The organism is Acinetobacter sp. CIP 102637 (genome assembly GCF_000368425.1).
GTDB lineage: Bacteria > Pseudomonadota > Gammaproteobacteria > Pseudomonadales > Moraxellaceae > Acinetobacter > Acinetobacter parvus.
The window spans coordinates 234,675-260,804 of the sequence record NZ_KB849434.1 but is presented as its reverse complement, the minus strand read 5'-3'; the positions used below and the strand labels follow the sequence as shown (position 1 = coordinate 260,804).

General features: G+C 44.6%; 23 protein-coding genes and 1 riboswitch. Of the genes, 19 read left to right on the top strand and 4 right to left on the bottom strand.

The window, feature by feature from the left end; translation table 11 throughout:
* The first annotated feature begins 3 nt into the window (after positions 1-3).
* The 4 genes from F967_RS01620 (at position 4) to lpxC (ending at position 4,552) form a co-directional block, all read left to right on the top strand.
* The gene (locus F967_RS01620) at positions 4-861 is read left to right on the top strand and encodes a cell division protein FtsQ/DivIB (RefSeq protein ID WP_034430936.1); all 858 of its coding nucleotides are present in this window, start codon (positions 4-6) and stop codon (positions 859-861) included.
* A 67-nt stretch (positions 862-928) separates the two neighbouring features.
* Positions 929-2,191, top strand: coding sequence for a cell division protein FtsA (ftsA, locus tag F967_RS01615; RefSeq protein ID WP_004769958.1), 1,263 nt, complete (start codon positions 929-931; stop codon positions 2,189-2,191).
* Positions 2,192-2,356: 165 nt separating this feature from the next.
* On the top strand, positions 2,357-3,538 hold the full coding sequence (gene ftsZ, locus F967_RS01610; RefSeq protein WP_004760428.1) for a cell division protein FtsZ: 1,182 nt from the start codon (positions 2,357-2,359) through the stop codon (positions 3,536-3,538).
* 111 nt (positions 3,539-3,649) lie between these two features.
* The gene (gene lpxC, locus F967_RS01605; protein ID WP_004760429.1) at positions 3,650-4,552 is read left to right on the top strand and encodes a UDP-3-O-acyl-N-acetylglucosamine deacetylase; all 903 of its coding nucleotides are present in this window, start codon (positions 3,650-3,652) and stop codon (positions 4,550-4,552) included.
* Between the two features lie 97 nt (positions 4,553-4,649).
* On the opposite strand, the gene F967_RS01600 is transcribed toward lpxC, so the two are convergent.
* On the bottom strand, positions 4,650-5,090 hold the full coding sequence (locus tag F967_RS01600) for a hypothetical protein (RefSeq protein ID WP_004760430.1): 441 nt from the start codon (positions 5,088-5,090) through the stop codon (positions 4,650-4,652).
* Positions 5,091-5,196: 106 nt separating this feature from the next.
* Between F967_RS01600 and F967_RS01595 the strand changes: the two genes are divergently transcribed.
* The 10 genes from F967_RS01595 (at position 5,197) to recJ (ending at position 18,396) form a co-directional block, all read left to right on the top strand.
* On the top strand, positions 5,197-5,898 hold the full coding sequence (locus tag F967_RS01595; RefSeq protein WP_004760432.1) for a M23 family metallopeptidase: 702 nt from the start codon (positions 5,197-5,199) through the stop codon (positions 5,896-5,898).
* A 203-nt stretch (positions 5,899-6,101) separates the two neighbouring features.
* A complete protein-coding gene (gene aceE, locus F967_RS01590; RefSeq protein ID WP_004760433.1) occupies positions 6,102-8,819 on the top strand; it encodes a pyruvate dehydrogenase (acetyl-transferring), homodimeric type in 2,718 nt (905 codons plus the stop codon).
* Between the two features lie 2 nt (positions 8,820-8,821).
* Positions 8,822-10,765 (top strand): 2-oxo acid dehydrogenase subunit E2, encoded by a 1,944-nt coding sequence (locus tag F967_RS01585; RefSeq protein WP_004760435.1) that lies wholly within the window; start codon positions 8,822-8,824, stop codon positions 10,763-10,765.
* 144 nt (positions 10,766-10,909) lie between these two features.
* Positions 10,910-11,176, top strand: coding sequence for a hypothetical protein (locus F967_RS01580; RefSeq protein WP_004760437.1), 267 nt, complete (start codon positions 10,910-10,912; stop codon positions 11,174-11,176).
* A 34-nt stretch (positions 11,177-11,210) separates the two neighbouring features.
* Positions 11,211-11,351: riboswitch (yybP-ykoY riboswitch) on the top strand.
* Positions 11,352-11,436: 85 nt separating this feature from the next.
* Positions 11,437-12,012 (top strand): TMEM165/GDT1 family protein, encoded by a 576-nt coding sequence (locus F967_RS01575; RefSeq protein ID WP_004760439.1) that lies wholly within the window; start codon positions 11,437-11,439, stop codon positions 12,010-12,012.
* A gap of 161 nt (positions 12,013-12,173) precedes the next feature.
* Entirely contained in the window at positions 12,174-12,980 is an 807-nt protein-coding gene (locus tag F967_RS01570) for an oxygen-binding di-iron domain-containing protein (RefSeq protein WP_004760441.1), read from the top strand.
* Positions 12,981-13,097: 117 nt separating this feature from the next.
* A complete protein-coding gene (gene guaB, locus F967_RS01565) occupies positions 13,098-14,564 on the top strand; it encodes an IMP dehydrogenase (protein WP_004756912.1) in 1,467 nt (488 codons plus the stop codon).
* Between the two features lie 127 nt (positions 14,565-14,691).
* Positions 14,692-16,029, top strand: coding sequence for a phosphoglucosamine mutase (gene glmM / locus F967_RS01560; RefSeq protein WP_004760443.1), 1,338 nt, complete (start codon positions 14,692-14,694; stop codon positions 16,027-16,029).
* A 12-nt stretch (positions 16,030-16,041) separates the two neighbouring features.
* The gene (gene pdxH / locus F967_RS01555) at positions 16,042-16,695 is read left to right on the top strand and encodes a pyridoxamine 5'-phosphate oxidase (RefSeq protein WP_004760445.1); all 654 of its coding nucleotides are present in this window, start codon (positions 16,042-16,044) and stop codon (positions 16,693-16,695) included.
* Positions 16,696-18,396, top strand: a complete 1,701-nt coding sequence (gene recJ / locus F967_RS01550; protein WP_004760446.1) for a single-stranded-DNA-specific exonuclease RecJ — start codon at positions 16,696-16,698, stop codon at positions 18,394-18,396.
* A gap of 75 nt (positions 18,397-18,471) precedes the next feature.
* Here the strand turns inward: recJ and F967_RS01545 are convergent, their stop codons facing one another.
* Positions 18,472-19,239 (bottom strand): putative porin, encoded by a 768-nt coding sequence (locus F967_RS01545; protein WP_004683526.1) that lies wholly within the window; start codon positions 19,237-19,239, stop codon positions 18,472-18,474.
* Between the two features lie 409 nt (positions 19,240-19,648).
* Here F967_RS01545 and prfB point away from each other — a divergent pair.
* From prfB to F967_RS01520, 5 genes are all read left to right on the top strand, one after another.
* Positions 19,649-20,744 (top strand): peptide chain release factor 2 gene (gene prfB / locus F967_RS01540; protein WP_141629338.1). Its coding sequence is split into 2 segments (ribosomal slippage): positions 19,649-19,720 and positions 19,722-20,744, totalling 1,095 coding nucleotides; the frame shifts between segments, so codons are not numbered across the junction.
* Positions 20,745-20,895: 151 nt separating this feature from the next.
* Positions 20,896-21,198, top strand: a complete 303-nt coding sequence (locus F967_RS01535) for an ArsR/SmtB family transcription factor (protein WP_004683525.1) — start codon at positions 20,896-20,898, stop codon at positions 21,196-21,198.
* Positions 21,199-21,224: 26 nt separating this feature from the next.
* The gene (locus F967_RS01530; RefSeq protein ID WP_004683524.1) at positions 21,225-22,289 is read left to right on the top strand and encodes an alkene reductase; all 1,065 of its coding nucleotides are present in this window, start codon (positions 21,225-21,227) and stop codon (positions 22,287-22,289) included.
* A 100-nt stretch (positions 22,290-22,389) separates the two neighbouring features.
* Positions 22,390-23,706 carry a 3-deoxy-D-manno-octulosonic acid transferase gene (locus tag F967_RS01525; RefSeq protein ID WP_004797759.1) on the top strand — a complete coding sequence of 439 codons (1,317 nt, stop codon included), beginning with the start codon at positions 22,390-22,392 and terminating at the stop codon, positions 23,704-23,706.
* The gene (locus F967_RS01520; protein ID WP_004678984.1) at positions 23,703-24,410 is read left to right on the top strand and encodes a 16S rRNA (uracil(1498)-N(3))-methyltransferase; all 708 of its coding nucleotides are present in this window, start codon (positions 23,703-23,705) and stop codon (positions 24,408-24,410) included. The genes F967_RS01525 and F967_RS01520 overlap by 4 nt, the downstream gene beginning before the upstream one ends.
* On the opposite strand, the gene F967_RS01515 is transcribed toward F967_RS01520, so the two are convergent.
* Together F967_RS01515 and F967_RS01510 are read right to left on the bottom strand one after the other, a co-directional pair.
* Positions 24,407-25,378, bottom strand: coding sequence for a mechanosensitive ion channel family protein (locus tag F967_RS01515; RefSeq protein WP_034430988.1), 972 nt, complete (start codon positions 25,376-25,378; stop codon positions 24,407-24,409). The genes F967_RS01520 and F967_RS01515 overlap by 4 nt on opposite strands.
* 115 nt (positions 25,379-25,493) lie before the next feature.
* Positions 25,494-26,069: a DUF805 domain-containing protein gene (locus F967_RS01510; protein WP_004797755.1), complete on the bottom strand. Its 576-nt coding sequence runs from the start codon at positions 26,067-26,069 to the stop codon at positions 25,494-25,496.
* Positions 26,070-26,130 lie beyond the last annotated feature (61 nt).

Here is a 26,130-nt window from a genome sequence, read left to right as displayed (position 1 = left end):
TTCATGGCTCAACTTCCTGCATCCATGCGCCGCAAACCACGGGCAGCAATCAGTTCTATCCACGAGAAACCGCCATCACCCAAGCAAAAAATGGTGAATGCGGGAGGGTGGATACTGTTGCTGATCGCTTTCGCTGTGCTCGCAATCGGTCTTTATGGCTTGTATAAAGTGATGACTGATGCAACCGTGGCGCAATTGCAGATTGTTGGGACCAATTCAGATGTTGAAAATCAACAGCTGGCACAGCACTTAAGTCCGATTATTAAACACAACTACTTTACTTCAGATTTAGAACAAATTCGGGACCAGGCTTTAAAGGTCTCATGGGTTGACCGTGTGGTGGTGTCACGAGCTTGGCCAAATGCGATTCGGGTGCGGGTGATGCCACGCCACGCAATTGCACGCTGGGGAACAGGGCGTTTGCTTAGTGACAACGGTGAGGTGTTTAGCGAGGCAGTACCTAAAACACACCCAAACCTGCCGCTGCTTCATGGTCCAGTCAGCCAATCCAAAATGATGATGCGTCGCTATAATGAAATCAACCAGTTGTTTCATCCAGCGAACCTGCGTTTAAAAGAGCTGTATTTAACCGAGCGCATGACATGGTTTATGCAGTTTGATTCGGGTCTGCGTATCATTGTGGATCAGGACCAGACCATGAACAAATTGCAGCGACTCAGCCATTTGGCACAAATGGATCTTAAACCTGTATGGTCAAACATCTCGGCGATTGACCTGCGTTACCGCAATGGCCTTGCCATTCAGTGGAAGAACGCGGTACCGCCCAAGATTGTCAACGGTCAGTTAGTTGTAACGATTGATGACACAAAGCTTGCAGGTGCAATTCAGGCAAAGCCATAATACGTGGCTTAAAAATAACGGGAGATTATCCCCCGTACTACACAACAAAAGATATGGTATTGAAGTAATGAGTGAAGCTGTTCCCTCGGTTGTTGCGATTGATATTGGGACCCATAAGGTCTCAGTCTTGATTGGTAAGATCCATGCGCCAGATAAGATTCAGGTCATTGGCATGGCAACTGCTCGCAACCGAGGTATGGTTAAAGGCAAGATTGTCAGTCTGGACAAGGTGATTGCCGCCATTAAAAATGCGGTATCTGAGGCCGAGGATATGGCAGAGTGCCGTATCCACAGTGCGTGGGTGTCCATTCCAAGTACAGAGTTGCAGAGTTTTTATGCTTCGGGCCGTACCCCTGTGTCCAACCATGATCATATTATTACAACCAATGAAGTGGTGCGGGCTTTGGAACTGGCAAAAGCCAGCCATATCTCGCCAGATTATTATCTTGCGAGTGCGGTGCCGCTTGGTTTTGAGCTGGGCAACTCTGGTGAGTGGGTGCAGAACCCAGTCAATATGTCGGCGCATAGCATGACAGGGCATTATCAATTGATGATGATGCCGATTAGTACCATGCAAAACCTTGATCGTGCCATGAAAGGTGCGAATATCGGGGTAGAGAAAATGGTGGTATCTAGTTTAGCTACGGCTGAAGCTAGTTTGCTCAAAGATGAAAAAGAATATGGCGTGTGTTTGGTTGATATTGGCGCTGGCACTACCAATCTCGCCGTCTATCTTGATGGGCGTTTGGCATTAGTACGTACCTTGCAACGTGGTGGTGAAAATGTGACCCGCGATATTGCCGCTGTTTTACAGACCACCACTGAAGAAGCCGAACGTATCAAGATTCTGCATGGCTGTGTAGACCTGAGTGTGGTGAAGCCAGACCACATGATTCAGGTGCAGGGCATTGATGGCACACAAACCATCAGTCGCATTGAGCTTGCAGAAATTATCATTGCACGTTATGAAGAAATCTTCACCTCAATTCGTGAAGAGCTGGAACATAGTGGCGCGATTCATGGCTTGTATCATGGAGTGGTACTTACAGGCGATGCCTGCCAGATTGAGGGTATGGTCAATTTGGCCCGCCGTATGCTTGGAGTGTCCGCACACCTCGGTAATCCACCCTTGCAGGTTTATGCCGATGACCAGCACTTGCCAGCCTTGCGCCGTTCCATGTACGCAACCGCTGCGGGTTTGCTGATGTTTAGCCAGAGTGACTTGCAGGATGCGGTGGAGGAGCCAGAAGAAGCAAATGACCGTAGCTTTATGGATCGGGTTGCCAATGGCTGGAACGCATTGAACAGCAAACTGAAAGCGATCTTTTAAGTTGTAGGGATTTTGGGGGAAATTGTTAGGAAGTTGTAATCGTAAGTCACTGGACTTGACAAGCTCGGTATTATTGAACAGCATCCTAAACATCAGTTGTTTTAAAAATCAGGGCAGTAACGGGCTGAAGTAACTGCCATTTATATATTAGGAAATCTAAAGGTCATGGCCTCATTTGAATTTATAGAAGATGAACTAGACGATGACAACGGTCAAGCCCGTTTCACAGTATTTGGGGTTGGCGGTGGTGGTGGTAATGCTGTCCAGCACATGGTGCAGTCTGACATTCAGGGTGTAAAGTTTGTCTGTGCCAATACAGATAAACAGGCACTGGATAGCATGAATGCACCTTTTAAAATTCAGATTGGTGAACAAAGTACACGTGGTTTAGGTTGTGGTGGTAAACCAGAGATGGGGCAAATTTCTGGTGAAGAGAGTCGTGAAGTGATTCGCCAGCACCTTGAAGGCACCGATATGGTCTTTGTCACCGCTGGTATGGGTGGCGGTACGGGTACAGGTGCCGCTCCAGTGGTTGCAGAGGTCGCCAAAGAAATGGGGATTCTGACAGTTGGTGTTGTAACGACCCCGTTTAATTTTGAAGGTCGTCGCCGCCAAAAGTTAGCAGAAAAAGGTATTGAAGCTTTAGAAGTGCATGTTGATTCATTGATTATTATTCCAAACCAACGCTTACTGAGCGTTTATGGTGATATTTCAATGAAAGATGCCTATAAAAAGGCAGATGATGTATTACTTAATGCGGTACGGAGTATTTTTGATCTTGTAGTGAACCATGGTCATATGAATCTCGACTTCGCTGATCTGAAAACAGCTATGAGTACTCGCGGTTACGCAATGATGGGGTCGGGTACAGGACGTGGTGAAGATCGTGCTCGTCAGGCGGCTGAACAGGCTATCCGTAGTCCGTTGCTTGATAATGTGAACCTCACCAATGCAAAAGGTGCCTTGGTGAATATCACAGGTGGCGAAGATATTACTGGACGCGAAATTGACATTATTTCAGAAGTAGTCAACCAGATTGTTGATTTGGATGAAGGTGAAATTTTCTATGGTACAGTGTTTGATCCTGATGCGCGTGATGAACTGCGTGTGACTGTAATTGCAACAGGTTTGACACGTAATGCGAATGATACCGAACCCAAAAAACGTACAGTCACTCATACGCCAACAACAATCGCTCAAACCCAACAACCTGTGGATGAAGATGATGTACCTGCGATCAGTAAGCGTACCACGACTGAGGCGCCTGCAACCGCGGCACCGAGTTCCACGCCACGTTCATCGCCTATGAGTATTCAGGATTACTTGAAAAATCAGCAGCGTAAATAATAAAATCATATGTTTAGAGAAAGGGGGCAAATAATTGCTCCCTTTTTTATTTTTTAAAAATGGCAAAATATGCTAAGTTATATCGGTTTTTGCAAATGAAGTTAGCATGGCATGGTGAAACAACGTACTCTAAAGCGTGTGGTGAAAGCGAGCGGTATTGGTCTGCACAGTGGTCAAAAAGTGCTGATCAATTTTGTTCCACACCATATTGATGGAGGCATTGTCTTTCGCCGCATTGACCTGAACCCACCTGTTGACATCCCTGCAAATGCCTTGCTGATCCAGGAAGCATTCATGTGTTCCAACCTTGTCCGTGAAGACATTAAGGTGGGAACCATTGAGCATGTCATGAGTGCGATAGCAGGGCTTGGCATCGACAACCTGATTGTTGAGGTGTCTGCCTCTGAAGTACCCATCATGGATGGCAGTGCGGGACCATTTATTTATTTGCTCATGCAGGGTGAACTTGCCGAGCAAGATGCCGCCAAAAAGTTTATTCGCATTTTAAAACCTGTTGAGGCATTGCTTGATGATAAGCGTGCGATCTTTACCCCCCATGCAGGTTTTCAGCTGAATTTCACTATTGATTTTGACCATCCTGCTTTTGCCAAGGAATACCAGTCGGCCACCATTGATTTCTCAACGGAAACATTTGTTTATGAAGTGAGTGAGGCAAGAACCTTTGGTTTTATGAAAGACCTGGATTACTTGAAAGCCAACAACCTGGCACTTGGTGCTAGCCTGGAAAATGCCATTGGCGTTGATGATACAGGCGTGGTCAATGAAGAAGGACTGCGTTTTGCAGATGAGTTTGTAAGGCATAAAATTCTGGATGCGGTTGGTGATCTGTATCTGCTGGGACATCAGGTGATTGCCAAGTTTGATGGTTATAAATCGGGGCATGCGCTGAATAACCAGTTGTTGCGCAATGTTCAGAATGATCCAGACTGCTATGAAATTGTAACATTTAATAACGAGAATGACTGTCCGATTCCTTATGTGAGTGTGACGTAAGTCATTGTCTTTTCTTGGTAACATTATATTGTATCAATGTAAACTGAGATTTTTGTCACATAAGCAGATTTGTATTGCAATGCTTAAGATAAGCGATTTACTTTTTATTGCTTGCCAAACGTAGTAAAGCTTGGCTAAGCTTAGGGTCGCTCACATATTCAGCGGCGCTGCGTAACTGCTCTTGGGTTTCTGAAGAAAGTGTTTTAGATAGTCGAGGAGGTTCACGAAGAACATTCATTTTGTTTCTTAGGCGAACTTGAATTTTTCGTAATTCTCTGAGGCTTTCTAATTGAGCTAACTGTGCAACGTAGTTGCTTTGTAAATAACTGAGTTGACTAATCATTGCTTGATTTTCACCAGTTATGGTCAAGACACCATGTTGATAACAAACAACCTGCCATTGCTCGGGTTGGGGCAGCAAGGGTTGAATAATTTTGGTAAGTTGTTTCCATTGGGTAACTTGCGTCGTTAGAAACGTTAAGTTTCCAGTTTTTACGTGTTGTCCTTTTTGTTGAAAAACGTTGCTAGGTTCAGACATGTGAACTTCCTCGGAGGTTGTGTGTCCATCTTAAGCGTTTAGTTCGACTCTGATCAAGGAACAGATGATAAAGGGACTTTTTAAGGACGGTTTCAAGAGGTTTTTTATGCATCATACGCGTCGTATTTTACTGGCATTTTCATTGGCTGCTTCAGCTGCTTCAGTTGCTTTTGCAGACTACCAGAATATCACCCAGGCAACAGAGGGTGACCGTTTAGAACAGTTGTCGCAAACCTTGGCACAGGGTTCATATACTCATCCAGATGATCTGGATCTGCCAGCCATTTCGAACGTGTCTCTTAAACTACGTGAAAAAACCATTGAACTGAACAACGCAACCATAGAGAAGAAGTATGGTCGTTCAGCAATCTCCCCTCAGGACAATGCACCGACATTCTCTGCAAACACAGGTTATTCGTGGATGGTGAGCCATCCATTACAGGAAGGACGTGTGAGTTCCACTTGGGGAACCCGAACCTTATTGGGTTCAACCCGTCATCATTCAGGTGTTGATTTATCGGCACCATCAGGTACACCAATCTACTCTACAGGTGCAGGTGTGGTAACCAAATCGGGTTGGGGTACAGGTTATGGGCAATATGTTGAAATTGATCATGGCAATGGCTATATCACTCGCTATGCCCATGCATCACGCCTATTGGTGAATGCAGGCGACCGTATCAATGCAGGTGAGCATATTGCCAATGTCGGTTGTACAGGCCGTTGTACAGGACCACATTTACATTTTGAAGTGGTTAAGGATGGTCAACGTAAAAATCCATCAACCTATCTTGCAATGTTACCGTAATTTAATTTGTTAATAGTTTTATATAAATACTCTGAAAAATCGCCTTATTGGCGATTTTTTTTATTTTTGTTTGAATTAGGTCAATGACTATTTAGTAAGAAAATAATAAGGAGTTTTATATTCATCTGGGGCAATACCCTTATCAAAGTAAAACATGATAGAAATAGTACCGACAAAATGACTTAAGGGAAAAGGTGAATTGTATGGCGTTTTATGGCGACTCTGACGCGCAGGAAACCCAGGAATGGCAAGAAGCATTTGATTCAGTACTACAACATATGGGCACGGAACGCGCCGCTTTCTTACTAGAAAAACTATATCAACGGGCAATTGCAAAACATGTTCCAATCCAACGTCTCAATACACCTTACCTCAACACCATTTCAGTTGAAGAGCAACCTGCGATGCCAGGTGACCAGGACATGGAGCGCCGTATTCGCGCCCTGATTCGCTGGAATGCCCTGGCGATGGTGTTGCGTGCCAATAAAACCGGCGATGACCTCGGCGGACATCTTGCCAGCTTCGCATCCTCCGCCACCTTGTATGATGTGGGCTTTAACCATTTCTTCCGTGCCGCCTCGGATAATTTCGGCGGTGACATGATTTATTATCAGGGCCATTGTGCACCTGGTATCTACGCGCGTTCTTTTCTGGAAGGCCGTTTAACCGAAGAACAGCTCAATAATTTCCGCCGTGAGGTGGGGGGTAATGGTCTCCCAAGTTATCCGCATCCCTACCTGATGCCTGACTATTGGCAGTTCCCAACCGTGTCGATGGGGCTTGGCCCCATTATGTCGATCTATCAGGCACACATTCAAAAATACCTGATGAATCGTGGCCTGATCAAGGAAGAAGACCGCAAGGTTTGGGCTTATCTGGGTGATGGAGAAATGGATGAGCCTGAAAGCCTGGGTGCCATTTCACTGGCGGGTCGTGAGAAGCTGGATAATTTGGTTTGGGTGGTGAACTGCAACTTGCAGCGTCTGGATGGACCAGTGCGCGGCAATGGCAAGATTATTCAGGAACTGGAGTCGATTTTCCGTGGCGCTGGATGGCGTGTGATTAAGGTGGTCTGGGGTCGTCACTGGGACCCGTTACTTGCCCAGGACACTTCAGGGGCATTAAAGGCACGTATGGAAGAAGCAGTGGATGGCGATTACCAGCGCTATCAGGTGAAAGGTGGTGCCTATGCCCGTGAAAACTTCTTTGGCAAATATCCAGAAGCGGCTGAACTGATCAAGAATCTCAGTGATGAAGATATTGATGCACTCAACCGTGGTGGACATGATCCATACAAGGTCTATGCCGCCTATGCGGAGGCAACCAAGAGCAAGGGACAGCCAACCGTTATTTTAGCCAAGACAGTTAAAGGCTATGGTTTGTCCGATGAAGTCGAGGCGGTCAATAAAACCCACCAGATCAAGAAAATGCAGCTTGATTCATTGAAGTATGTACGTGACCGTTTTAATCTGCCGATCAATGATGAACAGCTTGAAGAGCTGCCATTCTATCGCCCAGCGGAAAACTCGCCTGAGCTGAAATATATGAAAGCACGCCGTGAGGCGTTGGGGGGTTACCTGCCTGCGCGCCGTAAGAACAGCACCTCTCTACCAATTCCAGAGCTTTCCATTTTTGATGCTGTATTGAAAGGCAGTGGTGAGAAGCAGCAGTCCACCACCATGCTGATGGTGCGCCTGATCTCGGCATTATTGAAGGAAAAGGCCATCAAGGACCATGTGGTGCCGATCGTACCCGATGAGGCACGTACCTTTGGTCTGGAGGGGATGTTCCGTCAACTGGGCATTTATGCGGCACACGGACAGAAATATACGCCCGAAGACAATGAGCAACTCATGAACTACCGTGAGGCCAAAGATGGCCACATGCTACAGGAAGGCATCAACGAGGCGGGTGCAATGAGCGCATGGGCGGCATTGGGCACCAGTTATTCAACCAATAACCTGCCGATGATTCCAATTTATATGTACTACTCCATGTTTGGTTTCCAGCGTATTGGTGACATTGCATGGGCAGCGGGTGATGCACAGGCGCAGGGCTTCCTGCTTGGCGCAACCGCTGGCCGTACCACACTGAACGGTGAGGGCCTGCAGCATCAGGATGGCCATTCTCATATTCTGGCGAGTACCATTCCAAACTGTGTTGCCTATGATCCCTGCTTTGGTTATGAGCTTGCGGTGATTGTGCATGATGGCCTGAAGCGCATGTATCAGGATCAGGAGCGGGTGTTCTATTATCTTACGGTGATGAATGAAAACTATGAGCATCCTGAAATGCCAGCGGGGGTTGAAGAGGGCATTAAACGCGGCATGTATTTATTAGAGAAAGATGAGCAGGCAACTGTTCAATTGCTCGGTTCAGGTGTGATTCTGCGTGAAGTGATTAAAGCCGCGAAAATTTTGCGTGATGAATATCAAATTCATTCCAATGTGTGGAGTGTCACCAGTTTTAATGAGCTGGCGCGTGATGGGATGGCATGTGATGAATATAACCGTCTACATCCACTGACAGAGACAGCACAAGAGTCATGGGTATCAAAACAGTTACGCCATACTGATGGTATTGTGGTTTCTGCGACAGACCATATGCGTGCCTACAGCGAGCAAATCCGTGGCTATCTACCAGACAACCGTCCATACGTGACTTTGGGTACCGATGGTTATGGCCGTTCGGATACCCGTGGCAACCTGCGTAGTTATTTCGGTGTAGATGCGGCCCATATCGTGGTAGCAACCCTGAAGAAACTGGCAGATGAAGGTGAGGTGGAAAACCGTCTGGTCAAGGATGCGATTTCATCATTTGAGCTGGATACAGATCGTCCAGTGGCATGGGCACCGCAAGAGCATCCTCAGGTGCAGGCGGTGGCTGAATATCATGAATATCAAGCAGGTGAGGGGAACTGATTATGCAAATCCAAACACCTGATATTGGCGTAGATAAGGCGCTGGTTGCGGAAATTCTGGTGAAAGTCGGTGATCATGTTGCGGTTGATGACAGCCTTTTGGTGCTGGAGTCCGACAAGGCAACGGTCGAAGTGCCAAGCACCAAGGCAGGCATCGTCAAAAATATTTTGGTTCAGCAAGGCGATCAAGTTACCGAGGGCGTAGCACTGATCGAGCTGGAAGATGAATCTCAAACTGCTGAATCACCTGCGCAGGATAAGCCAGAGTCCGATGCAGCAAAAGCAGAACAAAAGCCTGTGGTGGAAGCAGAACCAGAAGCTAAGCCAGCAGTTGAAACTACTCAGGCAGCAGCTTCCAGCCAAGTGCTTGATGTGAAAGTTCCAGATATTGGCGTGGAAAAGGCGCTGGTTGCGGAAGTGCTGGTGAAAGTCGGTGATCAGATTGAACCTGAACAGAGCATTGTGGTGGTTGAGTCGGACAAAGCTACAGTGGAAGTACCCAGTACAGTTGCTGGTATTGTTGAGTCGGTCCAGATCAAGGAGGGCGACAGCGTTAAGGAGGGTGTGGTATTGATTCAGGTCAAGACTACACACACCGATACGCCATCTGAACCAGAAACCAAACCAGATAAAACGCAGGACATTGACTCGTCCAGTACAGAAACAGGTAAACTGGAAATTACCGTGCCTGATCTGGGTGTGGAAAAGGCATTGGTTTCAGAAATTCTGGTGAATGTGGGTGACCATGTCGAAGCACAGCAAAGCCTGTGTGTGGTTGAGTCTGATAAGGCCTCGGTTGAGGTGCCAAGCCCATCTGCGGGTATTGTGAAAGCCATCCATGTGTCACCGAATCAGGAAGTCCGTCAGGGCATGGCGCTGGCAATCATTGAGGTGAGTGGCGAGGAGGTTGCCCCAGCAAAGCCCAAGGCAGCGGCTCCAGCAGAAAGTAAAGCCACAGCGAAGCCACAACCGACAGCATCGACACCAGCCACTCCTGTGCAGACAGAGAAACTGACCAAGGCACAGGAAGCAGATAATGCCAAAGTCTATGCAGGCCCCGCCGTGCGTAAACTGGCGCGTGAACTGGGAGTGGTGCTTGCTCAGGTAAAAGCTTCGGGTGAGCATGGCCGTGTGATGAAAGAAGATGTGTTTGCCTATGTGAAAACACGACTCACCGTGCCACAGGCTGCGTCCTCATCCCAAGCGGCAGCAGTCACTGCTGGTTTACCAGCATTACCAGATTTTAGTGCCTTTGGCGGTGGTGAAGTAAAGGCAATGACACGCTTGCAGCAGGTGTCTGTGCCGCAATTGTCATTAAATAACTTCATCCCTCAAGTGACACAGTTTGACTTGGCGGATATCACTGAACTGGAAGCATGGCGCGGCGAACTTAAAGACGGCTTTAAAAAGCAGGGCATTAGCTTGACCATCCTGGCCTTTATTGCCAAAGCGGTTGCCCATTTGCTGAAAGAGGAGCCTTATTTTGCTGGGCACTTGGCAGATGACCAGAAGTCGGTGCTGCTGCGTAACGAAATTCATATGGGCATTGCGGTGGCAACCCCTGATGGATTGACCGTTCCTGTATTGCGTAATCCTGACCAGAAATCCATTAAGCAAATCGCGATGGAATTGGCTGAGCTAAGTCAAAAAGCGCGTGATCGTAAGTTATCACCAAAAGACCTACAAGGGGCCAACTTTACCATTACCAGTCTGGGTAGTATTGGTGGAACAGCGTTTACGCCATTGGTGAACTGGCCTCAAGTGGCAATTCTGGGTATCTCACCTGCAACCATGCAGCCTGTGTGGAATGGCAAAGACTTTGATCCTCGTTTGATGTTACCTCTGTCACTGTCCTATGACCATCGGGTGATTAATGGTGCGGATGCGGCGCGTTTTACTAATAAATTGACCAAGCTATTAAAAGATATTCGAAGTTTGTTGCTCTAACGAATAATTGATTTAAGAATACCTCGCTCAGGCGGGTTTTTCTTTTTATGATGATCATTTATTTGGCAATTGCGATAAAATAAAAATTCATTATTCAAAACAATTTTTAGAATTGGTGCAAGGATGTTGGTGATTTAGCGGGTGATGCTGCCATTGCTACTCATTGTTTTTATCCTGATGGGATTGTGGGTCAGCTTCCTGCATTTTCCATGCAATTGGGTGATGTATGTGGTCATGGGGTTGGAAATGCTGGTGGCGACGGTGGTCATGGCAATGGAATATCAGGCACAGCATATGGGTGGCGCAAGTGGCTGGGGCAGCTTTGGTTTTCTTGGCCTGAGTGTCTATTTGGCTTTTTTACTGGGTTGTTTTCGTGTGTTGATCTGGGCTTACCAAAAATTTTGGGTTTGATGATTTAAAACGATTTAATTCTTTGGTAAAATAAAACCACTTCATTGGGGAGTAGCCGCTCTTTACGCAAAGTAGAGAGGTGATGATCAACATAATTGTTCAACAGAACATGGTCATCATAGCAAAGAACCAAAAACAGCTTTTCAGCTGTGCTTTTGTTGGCAAGACCTTTGATTTATCACTCTGCAATCAATCCATTTGATTTTGGCTAGCAGGAGGGATAGGTCATCGGTATATTTTGCTAGCCAGAGCATTCAACCATGTATGAATTTCTCATCTCCACCTCAGTTGTTGCCCTTGCTGAAATGGGTGACAAGACCCAACTGCTGGCATTGCTGCTTGCGGCGCGTTTTCGTAAACCGATTCCCATCTTAATTGCCATTTTACTGGCTACCACCATCAATCATGGTCTTTCGGCTGTGTTGGGACAATGGATCACTACAGTATTGAGTCCTGAAATTCTATTGTGGATTCTTGCCCTTGGTTTTATTGGCATGGCGATCTGGATGCTGATCCCAGATGAACTGAGTGATGAAACTGAAAGCATCAATAAATGGCAGAGATTTGGTGTGTTTGGTGCAACCTTTATCCTGTTTTTTCTGGCAGAAATTGGTGATAAAACCCAGATTGCCACGGTTGCCCTTGCGGCACGTTTTGACAGTGTGTTTTGGGTGATGTGTGGAACAACGGTAGGGATGATGATTGCCAATGCGCCAGCAGTATTTATTGGCGATAAACTGGCAGATAAGCTCCCCATCTCATTGATTCATAAAATTGGTGCCGTGATCTTCCTTGTTGTGGGTATTTCGGCATTGGTGCAGCATTATTATTTCTAGTACCCATTCCCAGGCATATAAACAGGACCCATACCTTGTTATGGGTTTTTTCTTATAAATTACGATAAAAGTCCAATATTAGATTGAAACATGGGCTAAACCCCATTATTTTGTTATGGAATTAAAATATTTCATATCTAAAGGTTTTTTCTGGGGTTGTTATGAGCTTTGAGCGGACTACATCGCAAATATTATTTGATAATGGCACACATAAATGCATTAGTTTTACCAGTTTGGTGAAAGGTGAGGGCATTCAGGCCAACCAGTTCCTGATTATTGACCATGATCGCGCCGCAGTGCTTGATCCAGGGGGAGACCTGACCTATGTGCCCTTAACCATGGAGTTAAATCGCTATACTAAACTGAAAAACCTGGACTATGTTATGGCATCGCATCAGGATCCTGACATCATTACCTCAATGCCGCGCTGGCTGGTCTACACTGATGCCAAGGTGGTGGCATCCAAGCTATGGGCACGCTTTTTACCGCACTTAAACTCTGCATTTATGAGCGACCGCATGAAAGGAGACTGGGAGGAACGACTGATTGAGCTACCTGATACAGGTCAGGTGATTGCATTGGGTGAGTCTGCGATTGTTGCCATTCCAGCCCATTTCCTGCATTCGGTGGGTAATTTCCAGTTTTATGATCCAGTCGCCAAAATTCTTTTTTCAGGGGATATGGGCGCCTCAATTGTTGATGATGCCAACCAGCCGATTACCGATTTTGAAGCTCATATCAAGAAGATGAAAGGCTTCCATCAGCGTTATATGTGTTCCAACAAGGTCATTCGTTTGTGGGTCAATATGGTTCGCCAAATGGACCTCGACATGATTGTGCCGCAGCATGGCACCGCATTTGTTGGAAAAGAGATGATCAACCAGTTTCTGGACTGGATTGAGGGCCTTGAATGTGGGGTGGACCTGATGAATGAATATGTGTTCAGTATTCCAGCCGAGATCAGTTAGAATTTTTTAAGGCAGGACAGGGATAGTCAGTGCCTATAAATTATTTTCATCATAGAAAATGAAAATCACGGCAAAATTTGTTTATAATAGCTCACGGAAATTACCAGTGAGATTGTTATGCTGACCATCGTTCAAGAAGCCTTGACCTTCGATGATGTCTTATTACTTCCTGCCTACTCAACTGTTCTCCCAAAAGATGTCTCCTTAAAGACACGTTTAACTCGCGGAATTCAACTTAATATCCCTCTCGTTTCTGCTGCAATGGATACGGTGACTGAGTCTCGTATGGCGATTGCAATGGCGCAAAATGGCGGTATTGGTATTTTGCATAAAAACATGGATATCGCTGCACAAGCTGCGGAAGTACGCCGTGTAAAAAAATTCGAAGCTGGAATGGTGAAAGACCCAATCACAGTAACGCCTGAAACGACAGTACGTGAACTTATTGCAATTACCCAAGCCAATAATATTAGCGGTGTACCTGTTGTAAAAGATGGCAAAGTTGTGGGGATTGTCACAGGTCGTGATACTCGTTTTGAAACCAATCTTGAACAACCCGTCAGCAACATCATGACGGGTCAAGACCGTTTAGTGACTGTTCGTGAAGGTGAGTCGAAAGAAAATATTCAAGCATTGCTACAAAAGCATCGTATTGAAAAAGTTCTAGTTGTTGGTGAACACAATGAACTCAAAGGTTTGATTACAGTTACTGACTTCCGTAAAGCGGAAAGCTATCCAAGCAGCTGTAAAGATGACCTTGGTCGTTTACGTGTTGGTGCCGCAGTTGGTACAGGCGTAGAAACACCAAGCCGTGTGGAAGCATTGGTCGATGCGGGTGTAGATGTGATTGTCGTGGATACTGCACACGGTCATTCAGCGGGTGTGATTGAACGTGTACGTTGGGTAAAGGCAAACTATCCTCAAGTTCAAGTGATTGGTGGAAACATTGCAACAGGTGATGCAGCTTTAGCATTGTTAGATGCAGGTGCAGATGCCGTTAAAGTGGGTATTGGCCCTGGTTCGATCTGTACCACTCGTATTGTGGCAGGTATCGGTATGCCGCAAATTTCGGCAATTGATAGCGTTGCCAATGCATTAAAAGATCAAATTCCATTGATCGCAGATGGCGGTATTCGTTTCTCTGGCGATATGGCGAAAGCGATTGGCGCAGGTGCGAGCACGATCATGGTCGGTTCACTCCTTGCTGGTACTGAAGAAGCGCCGGGTGAAGTGGAATTCTTCCAAGGTCGTTACTATAAAGCGTATCGTGGTATGGGTTCGTTAGGTGCAATGGCGGGAGCAACAGGTTCTGCTGACCGTTATTTCCAAGACTCTAAAGCAGGTGCTGAAAAGTTGGTACCAGAAGGCATCGAAGGTCGTGTTCCATACAAAGGTCCAATGGGGAATATCATCCATCAAATGATGGGTGGTTTGCGTTCTTCTATGGGCTATACAGGTTCATCTGTGATTGAAGATCTTCGTCAAAATGCAAAATTTGTGAAAATTACTTCGGCAGGCATGTCGGAATCACATGTTCATGATGTGACAATCACTAAAGAAGCACCAAACTATCGTGTAGGTTGATCTTTAGTTATTTTGGCAATAAAAAAACCGTCAGTCCACTGACGGTTTTTTTTGTTTTGGTGTAAAGTAAAACAGATGAAAAATAATATGACGATACGTCATATAAAGATAAGAAAGCGAGTAAAGAATGAGCTATTTTGGAACTGATGGAATTCGTGGCAAATTTGGACAAATGCCGATTACCCCTGAATTTGCATTAAAATTAGGATTTGCAGCAGGAAAAGTATTAAAAAGAAATAGTCCTAAAAACAAACCAATTGTGGTTATGGGTAAAGATACGCGTTTATCAGGCTATATTCTGGAAGCGGCTTTACAAGCAGGCCTAAATGCCGCAGGTGTCTATGTGCATTTACTTGGGCCATTACCAACACCTGCAATAGCGCATTTAACACGTGCTTTACATGCACATGCAGGTATTGTGATTTCAGCATCACATAACCCTTACTTTGATAATGGGATTAAATTTTTCTCAAGTGAAGGTAAAAAACTCCCAGATGCCTTACAAAATGAGATCAATCAAGAATTAGAAAAAGATTTAGTGATTGATGATACGGCTAACCTAGGTAAAAGTGTTCGTGTAAAAGATGCAAATGGTCGATACATCGAATTCTGTAAATCAACATTTCCATATCACTTCGATCTTAGTAATCTCAAAATTGTAGTGGATTGTGCTAACGGCGCAGCATATAGCGTTGGTCCTTCAGTTTTTAGAGAGCTAGGTGCAAAAGTAATCCCGCTTTTTAATGAACCAGATGGTTTAAATATCAATGAAAATTGTGGATCAACCCATCCTGAATTTCTACAAAAGGCCGTGGTTGATCACCAAGCCGATTTAGGTATTGCGTTTGATGGTGATGCAGATCGTGTCGTGATGGTAGATAAAAATGGTCAACTGGTAGATGGTGATCATATTCTGTATATCCTTGCTACTCAGGCTAAAAATAAACCAGCAGGTATTGTTGGAACAGTCATGAGTAATATGGCACTTGAGTTAGCATTACAAAAAGCGGATGTCGGTTTTGTGCGCGCAAAAGTCGGTGACCGCTATGTATTACAGGCATTAGAAGAAAATGGTTGGGTCACAGGTGGTGAGCCTTCAGGTCATATCTTAACGTTGGATAAGAGCACAACTGGTGATGCGATTATTGCCGCTCTACAAGTGTTAACGGTGATGGTTGAGCAAGCCAAAGCATTACATGAATTAGTTGCAGACTTTGAATTATTTCCACAGGTGTTAATCAATGTTCGTTTGCAACAGATGATTGAGCCCTACTCAATCCCTGCGCTGGTTGAAGAGTTTGAGAAAGCTGAACAACAATTGAAAGGTCGTGGACGTATTTTGATTCGTAAATCAGGTACTGAACCTGTGATTCGGGTCATGGTTGAGGGAGATCAACAGCAGGAAGTGGATGCCATCGCAAATCATTTAGCCGATGCAGTCAGAGCTCATGCTCAAGCTGCTTAAAGGAGAGTAATAATGAATGATGTCATTAAAGACCTGAGTGAACTTCGTTTAAGTTATGAACAAGGTGAGTTACACGAATCCCAGATGAGTGTAAATCCCCATGAGCAATTCTTGAATTGGTTCAATCATGCACTCACTGCTCAATTACATGAACCGTATGCGATGTCTTTGGCGACAGCAAATGCTCAAGGTCGCCCACACGTGCGAACTGTTTTGTTACGTGGTGCGACAGAAGCTGGTTATGATTTTTACACCAATTATGATAGTCAGAAAGGATTAGACCTTGCGGAAAATCCTTATGCTGAAATTTTATTTTACTGGCCGAGTTTAGAGCGTCAGGTGCGTATCGGTGGTCAGGTTTCCAAGATTCCAGAACAGGAATCGACGGATTATTACCACAAGCGTCCACGTGATAGTCAAATTGCAGCACATATTAGTACGCCACAAAGTGGTGTCATTGAAAGCCGTGAGTTATTACAACAGCGTTTTCAAAACTTACAAAATCAAGTACATGAAGCTGAGTTGGATAAACCCGAATTTTGGGGTGGTTATCGCTTAGATGCTGATTATTATGAATTCTGGCAAGGGCGTCCGAATCGTTTACATGATCGTTTAAGTTATGAAAAACGTAACGGACTTTGGATTATTCAACGCTTGATGCCATAAATGACCATGATTCAAATTCAACAAAGACCATTTTTGACACGCCCTGAACAATTTCAGGGCGTGCCTACGTTTATTGCTGAGATATTGGCGAGACGTGGAGTGCAATCGGAACAAGAGCTTGAGCTAAAACTCAAGCATTTATTGCCACCTGATCTCAAAGGATTAGATCAAGCCGTTGAATTAATTGATCAAGTGATTGATCAAAAAAAACAGATCGTAATTATTGGTGATTATGATGCCGATGGCGCGACCAGTACTGCATTGATGATCTTAGTTCTTAAAGAAATGGGGGCGAACGTTGAATATTTAGTGCCTGATCGCTTTAAGTACGGTTATGGACTCACGCCTAAAATTGCTGAACTGGCACAGCAGACCTATCAGCCAGATTTACTGATTACCGTGGACAATGGTATATCGAGCCATGCAGGGGTGGAGACTGCCCAAGCTTTAGGGATGCAGGTCATCATTACCGATCATCATTTGACGACAAAACCTACGCCAAACGCTGAAGCAGTGGTCAATCCGAATCAACTGGGTTGCATTTTTCCAAGTAAAGCACTTGCAGGTGTTGGCGTTGCGTTTTATGTACTAGCAAAATTAGCCAGTTACCGTTCTCAGCAGGGAAAAAGTACTAGTAAAGTCACTCAGTATTTAGATTTGGTTGCATTGGGGACTTATGCTGATGTTGCATCGCTTGATTATAATAACCGTATTTTAGTGGATGCTGGCTTAAAACGAATTCAGCAATATCAATGTCGTGCAGGAATTTTAGCATTATTGGATATTGCTAAAAGAGATGCGGCAACCTTAAAAGCACAGGATCTGGGTTTTGTGCTTGGACCACGTATCAATGCGGCGGGTCGCATGGAAAGCATGCGAATCGGGATCGAGTGCCTGCTTGCGCCTGATATGGCAACTGCCTATCCAATTGCCCAGCAATTAAACCAGTTAAATATCGAGCGCCGTCAGGTTGAGGGCGCGATGAAGCAGCAGGCGCTCAGTGCTTTACAACATATTCAACTGGAAACGGAACATTTACCCGCGGCTTTGGTGATGTTTGATGAACAGTGGCATCAAGGGGTAATAGGGATTGTCGCTGGGCGTCTAAAAGAACAGTTCCATCGTCCCAGTCTGGTGTTTGCCCCTGATGAGGATGGCATTCATATCAAGGGTTCGGCGCGTTCCATTGAGGGTATTCATATTCGCGACACCATTGAACAGGTGGCGGAGCAGTATCCCCATTTGGTCAGCCATTTTGGTGGACATGCCGCTGCCGCTGGCCTTACCCTGAATAAAGCCCATTTTGAGGAATTTAGGCAGATCTTCACCCAATATATTGCTGAAATGGATCAGGAGTTGTTTCAGGCAACCTTGTGGACGGATGGGATATTACCTGATATGGCAGTGAGCCTTAGCACACTGGACCAGATCGAACAACTTGGTCCGTGGGGACAGAAGTTTCCGTTGCCACAGTTTGAGGGAAGCTTTAAGGTCATCGACTATCGCTGGTTGAAAGACCAGCATTTAAAGCTAAAACTGGCGCTCGGACAGCAGGTTGTGGATGCCATTGCTTTCAATGCGGCAGACCGTTTTGAGTTCAATCCGATGCTGAGCTATGTCGACCTGGTGTATACGCTGGAACGCAATGTTTTTAATGGTATCACCAGCCTGCAACTTCAGGTTGTATATTTAAGCCAATAAAAAACCCACCCATAAAGGGTGGATTCCTTAGCGTCTGTTAAAGATCAACAGACCCTATATTCTCTCTGGAGAGAATTAGAAGCGGTATGCACCACGGATACCATAGGTATTGTAGTCATCACCGAAGCCAATACGGCCTTCAAGGCTGACCTGCTGGTTGAAGAATTTCTTCGCAGAAATACCCCACTCATCACGATCAGTTAAGTCGTTGTTGTAGTAGTCAGCGCCGACACTGAGGGTTTTGTCAAGATAGTAGTCACCCTTAACTCGGTATTCATCCAGGTCACCAAACGCACCGTAGGCTTCAAGGTTGACGTCATTGCCACCTACCTGAGTCACGTACTTGGCACGCACGGTTGGGTCTGCACCATCTTTACCGTCTTTCTCATCGTAGCCAGTCACACCCACTGCAAGCAACAAGCCTGGTGCTGGTAAATAACCCACTTCAGCGCCATAAGTTGTTACTTTTCGATCCACTGGGGTGTTGTCCACTTCAAGTTCGGTACGGCCCAAACGACCACTTAAGTAAAAGTCGCTGTTTGGTACGAAGTATTCAACCCCAGCGCCATATTCAGAGTTTTTCACACCGCTATTGCTGGCATAGTCAATCTTTGCATTCACGTTGCTGGCACGGTTTAAGAACGCAGCCTCAGCAAGTGGTGCGTTACGGGTTTGCACAGGATTGAAATAATAAGTCCCATCCACACCAAAATTGTTTGTGCTATCAAAATCGTCCCAATCTGTATAGGTATATGAACCACCCACTTCAGCTTGATACGCATGAGCGGTTCCTGTCACTGCAAGTACAGATAACAGTGCCGATGCAATTGCTAATTTTTTCATGGTTATGCCCCTTTTGAGATAATGAACCAAGTGAATATTGATTACATTTTTTGTTACAACTTTTAGTCTAGTGGAAAAAAAATGATCGTCAATTGCTGGAAAGTAATTTAACATTAAAAATGTAAGTGAATTGTAAAATTTACATTTTATCTATTTGATTATTATTAATAATTTTTAAATGTTTTGATTTATTAAAACTTAGGAGATATTGTGTATATTGGTGTTTTTCGTGTAATTTTTACTCATTTCTATGAAAAAAACAGATAAGTATAAATATTAATCCATTAGAAAAACTATTCTGAAAAAATTCTTCTTATCAATAAAACTTGTCAAAATCAGGTGGCTGTGTCGTATAGGGCAGTTATGTTAAAATAGTGAATTGTGTGAAAAATATTGAGAGAAAAGACGCGTGGAAATTAATCCGTATTTAAACCAATTGAAAGATTTATCTGATCGTAGCCAAACACTACGGAGGTATCTTTGACTACGATCTAAAGGCTGAGCGTTTAGAAGAAGTTTTAAGAGAACTAGAAGACCCAACGATTTGGAATGATCAGAGTCGTGCGCAAGCGATTGCGAAAGAAAAGGGCAGTTTAGAAAATACTTTAGGTGTATTTGATCGTCTTGCAGAGCAGCTAGATGATGCCAAAGCCATGCTTGATTTGGCTGTAGAAGCCGATGATGAAACTTTACTGGAAGATGTTCAGGCTGAACTTGATAGTGCTGAACAGGCTTTAGGTAATTTAGAATTCCGCCGCATGTTTAGTAATCCAATGGATCCAAATCCATGTTTCCTTGAAATTCAATCAGGTTCTGGCGGTACGGAAGCACAAGACTGGGCATCGATGTTACTGCGGATGTATCTGCGTTGGATCGAACGTCATGGCTTTAAAGCTGAATTGATGGAAGTGTCTGATGGTGACGTGGCAGGCATTAAATCTGCAACCATCCGTGTTGATGGCGAGTTTGCTTATGGCTGGTTACGAACTGAAAGTGGCGTACACCGCTTGGTACGTAAGTCACCGTTTGACAGTAATAACAACCGTCATACTTCATTCTCGGCAGTGTTTGTATCGCCAGAGATTGATGACAATATCGAAATTGATATTAATCCCTCGGATGTCCGTACCGATACCTACCGTGCGTCGGGTGCGGGTGGTCAGCACATTAACAAAACCGATTCGGCAGTTCGTCTCACTCATGCACCAACGGGTATCGTGGTGGCATGTCAGAACCAACGTTCACAGCATGCGAACCGTGATCATGCGTGGAAGCAATTACGTGCCAAACTCTATGAGTTAGAGATGAGCAAACGTAATGAAGCAGCTCAAGCATTAGAAGACTCAAAGTCAGATATTGGCTGGGGAAGTCAGATTCGTTCTTATGTTTTAGATGATTCACGTATTAAAGATTTGCGTACTGGTATTGAGAATTCAAATACGAAAGCAGTCTTAGATGGTGATTTAGATCGGTTTATTGAAGCAAGTTTGAAACAAGGTCTATAACTTTAAAACGGCATTTTCGTTCAGCAAATTTTAGTTAATCGGAAAAATATGATATTAATATCGTAAAAAATAGATATTAATATTTATTAAATTCGATATACTGATTTTAGGTGCTGAACGAAGTTTTGCCTGTTGAAAATGTGATGAGTCTATGGATATTGATGTTATAAGCAAAGCCTTAGCCAATCCATTACGCCGACAGATTTTGCAGTGGCTGAAACAGCCTGAGCAATTTTTGCCTGTGCAGGAATGTGGTGGCAGTTTTGAACGTGGTGTCTGTGCAGGGCACATTGAACGTTTAGGCAAAGTTGCACAATCAACCATGTCAAATCATTTGTCTGTGTTACAGCAGGCAGGTTTGATTCAGGTTGAGAAATATGGGCAGTGGTCCTATTTCACCAGAAATGAAGCTTTGATTCAGCAATATATCGAACATTTAAAACAAACACTTTAACTGAATAAGTGTAAATTGAGGCGATCATGGCTGAACTAAATTCTGCGTTACAAGTGGGTGATTTTACGATTAAAAACCGTTTGGTTTTATCACCTTTGACCAGAGCTCGTAGTGGTGTTGAGCGTATTCCAAACGATTTAATGCTGGAATACTATCAACAACGTGCCAATGCGGGCTTAATTATTACTGAAGCGACGGTGATTAGTCCGAAAGCTGTTGGCTACGCCAATACGCCAGGCTTATGGTCACAAGAACAAGCTCAAGCGTGGAACAAAATTGTTGAAGCTGTGCATGCGCAAGGTTCAAAGATTGTGGTTCAGCTATGGCACGTCGGTCGTATTTCACATCCTGACTTATTGGATGGTGATATTCCGGTCGCACCAAGTGCGATTCAACCTGCGGGGGAAGTGAGTTTACTGCGTCCGAAACGTCCTTTCGTTACACCTCGTGCTTTATCGCATGAAGAAATCCAAGAAATCGTCGCACAATATAAACATGCGGCTGAGTTAGCGAAAGCAGCAGGTTTTGATGGTGTTGAGTTGCATGCAGCCAATGGTTATTTGATCGATCAATTTCTACAAAGTACGACCAATCATCGTGATGATGAGTATGGTGGTTCAATTGAAAACCGCGCGCGCTTGTTGTTGCAAATTGTGGATGCCTTTATTGAGGTATGGGGTGCAGGTCGGGTGGGTGTGCATCTGGCACCGCGTGGTGATTCACATGACATGGGTGATGCAGATCCATTAGCGACTTTTGGTTATGTGGTTGAGCAATTGGATCAGCGTAATGTTGCGTTTATCTTTACTCGCGAGTACGAAGCTGAGGATAGTTTACAACCAAAGTTGCGTCCTAAATTCAAAGGTGCTTGGATTGCCAACGAAAAATTAACGCCAGAATCAGCCAAGCGTATTTTAGCAACTGAACAAGCGGATGCAGTTGCATTTGGTTTAGCATATATCGCAAATCCTGATTTATTCGAGCGTTTGGAAAATGATCTACCGCTTAATCAGGTTCAATTCGATACCTTGTATGGTCCGAGTGCCGAAGGTTATACCGATTATCCTGTTTTTGAACAACTGGAAGCTTAAGTCGTTTTTAGAATTACTCATGTCATTTACCAAAATGGCATGAGTTTTTTTTTGAAATTCCGCATAATGAACGAAATCAAATTGTAAATCTTGGTCTCGGATGGCGCAGCACAACGCAGTACAGCAAACCCCGTTCTGGTATAACTTTTTACTGGTATGTCTCAAACCGCTCTATCGCTGGAAAATAAGACAACGGGCTGAAAGTGATGCGCTATATCAGCAAGAGTGCCTAGAGCGTTTTGGACCGTTTCAACCCCCTAAAAATTTAAATACGATTTGGTTTCATGTAGTATCAGTTGGAGAAACCAACGCTGCTCAACCTTTGATTGAGCACTATCTAAAACTTGGACATTCGGTTTTAGTAACCAACACCACAAAAACAGGGCAAGCCAGAGCCAAGAGTTTATTTTACGAAAAATATTCGACACTTTTTCAGGCAGTCTATTTGCCTGTTGATCAAAAGCCGTTACTGAAACAATTTTTTGAGCTGTATCAACCGAAAATTCTTGCTTTAGTTGAAACTGAGATTTGGCCAAATTTGATCGCACAAGCCAAACAGAAGCAAATTCCATGTATCTTATTGAATGCTCGTCTTTCAGAAAAATCAGCGAAAGGTTATGACAAAGTTCGTCGTTTAACACAGCCGATGTTGCAGCAACTCACATGGTTATTGGCTCAAGATATCACGACACAACAGCGTTATGTGGATTTGGGGTTAGATCAAAGCAAAAGTCAGGTTGTTGGAAATATTAAATTTGATATTAGTGCTCCGAACTCCTTTATTGAGCAAGCTGAACAGTTAAAACAGGAATGGCAGTTAGAGAAACGTCAAATAATTACTTTAGCCAGCACACATGCACCTGAAGAAGAACAGTTACTTAAGCAATTACAGACACATTTAAATTCCAACCCTGATTTGTTATGTATGGTTGTACCGCGTCATCCAGAGCGCTTTGATGAGGTGTATAAAATTTGCCAGAGTTTAAATTTAAATACGCAACGTCGTAGTCTTAAACAGCCAATTCAAATCGATACACAGGTTTTTCTTGCCGACAGTATGGGTGAAATGTGGTTATGGTATGCCTTGAGTCAGGCCTGTTTTGTCGGTGGTTCATTGAATGAACCTGGGGGAGGACATAATATTCTGGAACCGATGGTGCTGAATATCCCGACAGTCATTGGTCCTCGCTATTTTAATTTTCAAAGTATTGTCGATGAATTTGTGGCAGCGCAGGGAATTTTAATTGGAGAAAATGCAGCACAAGTGGCACAGCAACTTTTAAGCTGTTTGGATGATCCAGTGCAAACCCAACAACAGGTTGCGCACGCTCAACAGGTATTGCAGCGCAATAAGGGTTCTCTAAAAAAACATATCCAGTTGCTTGACCACTATTTACAGCAAACCGCATCATCATGAATATTGTTTTACTTGAAGCTGAACAAACCCAATCCGAGTTCTGGAAAATTGAAAGTCCAAGACAACTGCAACATTTAAGCCAGCATGTGCAGTTAAATGCTGGAGATACCTTAAAGGTGGGTATCCGCAATGGTCAGCGTTATCTCACCGAAGTTGTAACGATTTCAGAACAACATATTTTACTCAGGCCAATTCAGGTGGAAGCCGTGCCTGCAAAGTTGCCTGTACATTTGATTCTGGCCTTGCCACGACCCAAAGTATTACGCCGTATGGTGATGGATGCGGTGACTTTGGGTGTGCAACGGATTAGCCTGATCCATAGTTATCGGGTGGATAAAAGCTATTGGCAAAGCCCATTTTTACAGCATCTGGATGATTATGTAACGCTGGGGCTGGAACAGGCTGGTGATACTATCGAGCCAGAAATCCAGCTTTACAAAAGGTTTAAACCTTTTGTTGAAGATGTTTTGCCTACATTTATTTCGGATCAAAAACCTGCTTATGTCGCACATCCCTATGCAGAACAGCAGATGCCACATGCGATTCAGCATTCATGTTGCCTGATCGTTGGGCCAGAAGGCGGATTTATTCCTTTTGAGGTTGATCTGTTCAAAAAAAATGGCTGCCAAGCAAGGCGCTTAGGCAACCGAATTTTACGAACTGAAACGGCGGTATCGCATATTTTAGGGCGATTATTTATCTAGGTGGTTGGTTCGTTGATTGGTTCTGATTGATCACCACGATACACTTTAACTTCCTGTACAGGGTAGGGAATTGAGATACCCTGTTCATCAAAGGCTGCCACCACCAGTTCCTGAATTTCGCTGATTGAGCTTCCAGTTGAGGTTTCAGTGGTGTTGACCCACCAGCGTACTGTCAGGTTAATCGAGAAGTCGGCCAGTGCGGTAACATTTACTGAAAAGGCAGGCTGACTCAGCACGTTACGGTTATGGTCCAGAATCTTCAGGATAATGTCCTTGGCCTGCTGGATATTGTCTTCATAGCCAATACCCACCATAAACTCACAACGGTGGCGCTGGTAGGCATTGTTTACCGTCACGGCACTGGTATAGACCGTCGCATTGGGAATGACGATACGGCGGCCATCTGGAGAACGCAGGAATGTGGCACGAATCTGGATATCCTCAACATTGCCCTCCATGCCATTCACCACAATGTCATCACCAATGCGGAAAGGTTCACTCAGTAGAATCAGCACGCCTGAAAGTAAATTCTGGAAGATGTCCTTAAATGCAAAACCAATGGCGACCGAACCAATCCCCAGCGCCCCGATCAACTGACTTGGGGTAAACCCTGGAATAGCAATCACCAGCGCGATCAGGAAACCAAAGAATAAAATGAACGTCTCACCAACGCGGTGTAGGACTAAAACCAAATTCTGTTTTGCATATGATCGGTTGCTCAGTGTTTTGTTCACGAAAAATTTAAAAAGCTTGGTTAGCAGCCAAAAAATGATAAACACCGCAATCGCGATGCAGATATAGGGAACCCGCTGCCAAAAACTGTCGATGATCTTGTCAATCGTGGTATAGGCATCATGGTATTTTTCAGTATGAGCCAATACAGTCTGCGTGGTTTTGGCACCTGCTTTCTGGATCAGTTCACCTGTGTCCTTGGCGACATTGGTCAGTGTTGTTTGTTCATTTGCCACAGAAAAATCTCTATTTCGCAAAGTGGGAATGGAGTGGGAAGCAATCATAATAAATTTATCGCAAATATGCATGTAAAGTTCAGTTGTTGTTTCACCCCACTTATGCTCTGGAAACCTAAAAGTATTCAGTGGTGTTCTGGATCATCTGTGTTGGCCCCTCCCATAAGTCTGGGCTGGCAAAATAATAGAAAAACACGAAGATAAACAGCAGCATCAAGATACTCAGGATGATCACGATCCATGCCAGCAGCTTTTCCCATGTGGTGGATGGGCGGATATCGCCATAATCATTGCGATAGGGCGTACCTGGGGCAAGTAACACATAGAATGTAAACAGCAACTGGATAAGGGGGACGAGCAGCAGCAGGCTCAGCCAGCCTGTTTTGTTGAGGTCATGCAGACGACGAATCAGGAAAACAATCTGGAAATAAACCATTGCAAACCACAGTGCAATCATGGCGAATATCATAAGGTCTGGAAAGGCGGACAGCATGGGGGTGTCCAGATTGACATTGTGAATACTGACAATGCCAGTGAACAGCATAAGCATAAGGAAGATCAAAACCGCCATGCAGGTCAGGCTGAGCAGACCATACCAGCCCAGATAGCTGAGTCGGTTAAACCGCCCCTTAGCGGATAAGGGATGGTCATTGATAGGCTGTGTCTGGGAGGAGAGGGGAGGATTCAACATCATATTTTCCTATTTTTTGTTTATTAAATCTTTTAAGGTATGGCCAATGATCAAAATAATC

Bases quoted from the DNA above. Each gene is read 5' to 3' on its own strand.
- ftsZ (WP_004760428.1), top strand. From the start codon at position 2,357: ATGGCCTCATTTGAATTTATAGAAGATGAACTAGACGATGACAACGGT.
- pdxH (WP_004760445.1), top strand. From the start codon at position 16,042: ATGAATGATGTCATTAAAGACCTGAGTGAACTTCGTTTAAGTTATGAA.
- F967_RS01595 (WP_004760432.1), top strand. From the start codon at position 5,197: ATGCATCATACGCGTCGTATTTTACTGGCATTTTCATTGGCTGCTTCA.
- aceE (WP_004760433.1), top strand. From the start codon at position 6,102: ATGGCGTTTTATGGCGACTCTGACGCGCAGGAAACCCAGGAATGGCAA.
- F967_RS01585 (WP_004760435.1), top strand. From the start codon at position 8,822: ATGCAAATCCAAACACCTGATATTGGCGTAGATAAGGCGCTGGTTGCG.
- F967_RS01535 (WP_004683525.1), top strand. From the start codon at position 20,896: ATGGATATTGATGTTATAAGCAAAGCCTTAGCCAATCCATTACGCCGA.
- F967_RS01520 (WP_004678984.1), top strand. From the start codon at position 23,703: ATGAATATTGTTTTACTTGAAGCTGAACAAACCCAATCCGAGTTCTGG.
- F967_RS01580 (WP_004760437.1), top strand. From the start codon at position 10,910: ATGCTGCCATTGCTACTCATTGTTTTTATCCTGATGGGATTGTGGGTC.
- glmM (WP_004760443.1), top strand. From the start codon at position 14,692: ATGAGCTATTTTGGAACTGATGGAATTCGTGGCAAATTTGGACAAATG.
- F967_RS01545 (WP_004683526.1), bottom strand. From the start codon at position 19,239: ATGAAAAAATTAGCAATTGCATCGGCACTGTTATCTGTACTTGCAGTG.
- lpxC (WP_004760429.1), top strand. From the start codon at position 3,650: ATGGTGAAACAACGTACTCTAAAGCGTGTGGTGAAAGCGAGCGGTATT.
- F967_RS01525 (WP_004797759.1), top strand. From the start codon at position 22,390: ATGGCGCAGCACAACGCAGTACAGCAAACCCCGTTCTGGTATAACTTT.
- F967_RS01510 (WP_004797755.1), bottom strand. From the start codon at position 26,069: ATGTTGAATCCTCCCCTCTCCTCCCAGACACAGCCTATCAATGACCAT.
- F967_RS01530 (WP_004683524.1), top strand. From the start codon at position 21,225: ATGGCTGAACTAAATTCTGCGTTACAAGTGGGTGATTTTACGATTAAA.
- F967_RS01600 (WP_004760430.1), bottom strand. From the start codon at position 5,090: ATGTCTGAACCTAGCAACGTTTTTCAACAAAAAGGACAACACGTAAAA.
- F967_RS01570 (WP_004760441.1), top strand. From the start codon at position 12,174: ATGAGCTTTGAGCGGACTACATCGCAAATATTATTTGATAATGGCACA.
- F967_RS01620 (WP_034430936.1), top strand. From the start codon at position 4: ATGGCTCAACTTCCTGCATCCATGCGCCGCAAACCACGGGCAGCAATC.
- recJ (WP_004760446.1), top strand. From the start codon at position 16,696: ATGACCATGATTCAAATTCAACAAAGACCATTTTTGACACGCCCTGAA.
- guaB (WP_004756912.1), top strand. From the start codon at position 13,098: ATGCTGACCATCGTTCAAGAAGCCTTGACCTTCGATGATGTCTTATTA.
- F967_RS01575 (WP_004760439.1), top strand. From the start codon at position 11,437: ATGTATGAATTTCTCATCTCCACCTCAGTTGTTGCCCTTGCTGAAATG.
- ftsA (WP_004769958.1), top strand. From the start codon at position 929: ATGAGTGAAGCTGTTCCCTCGGTTGTTGCGATTGATATTGGGACCCAT.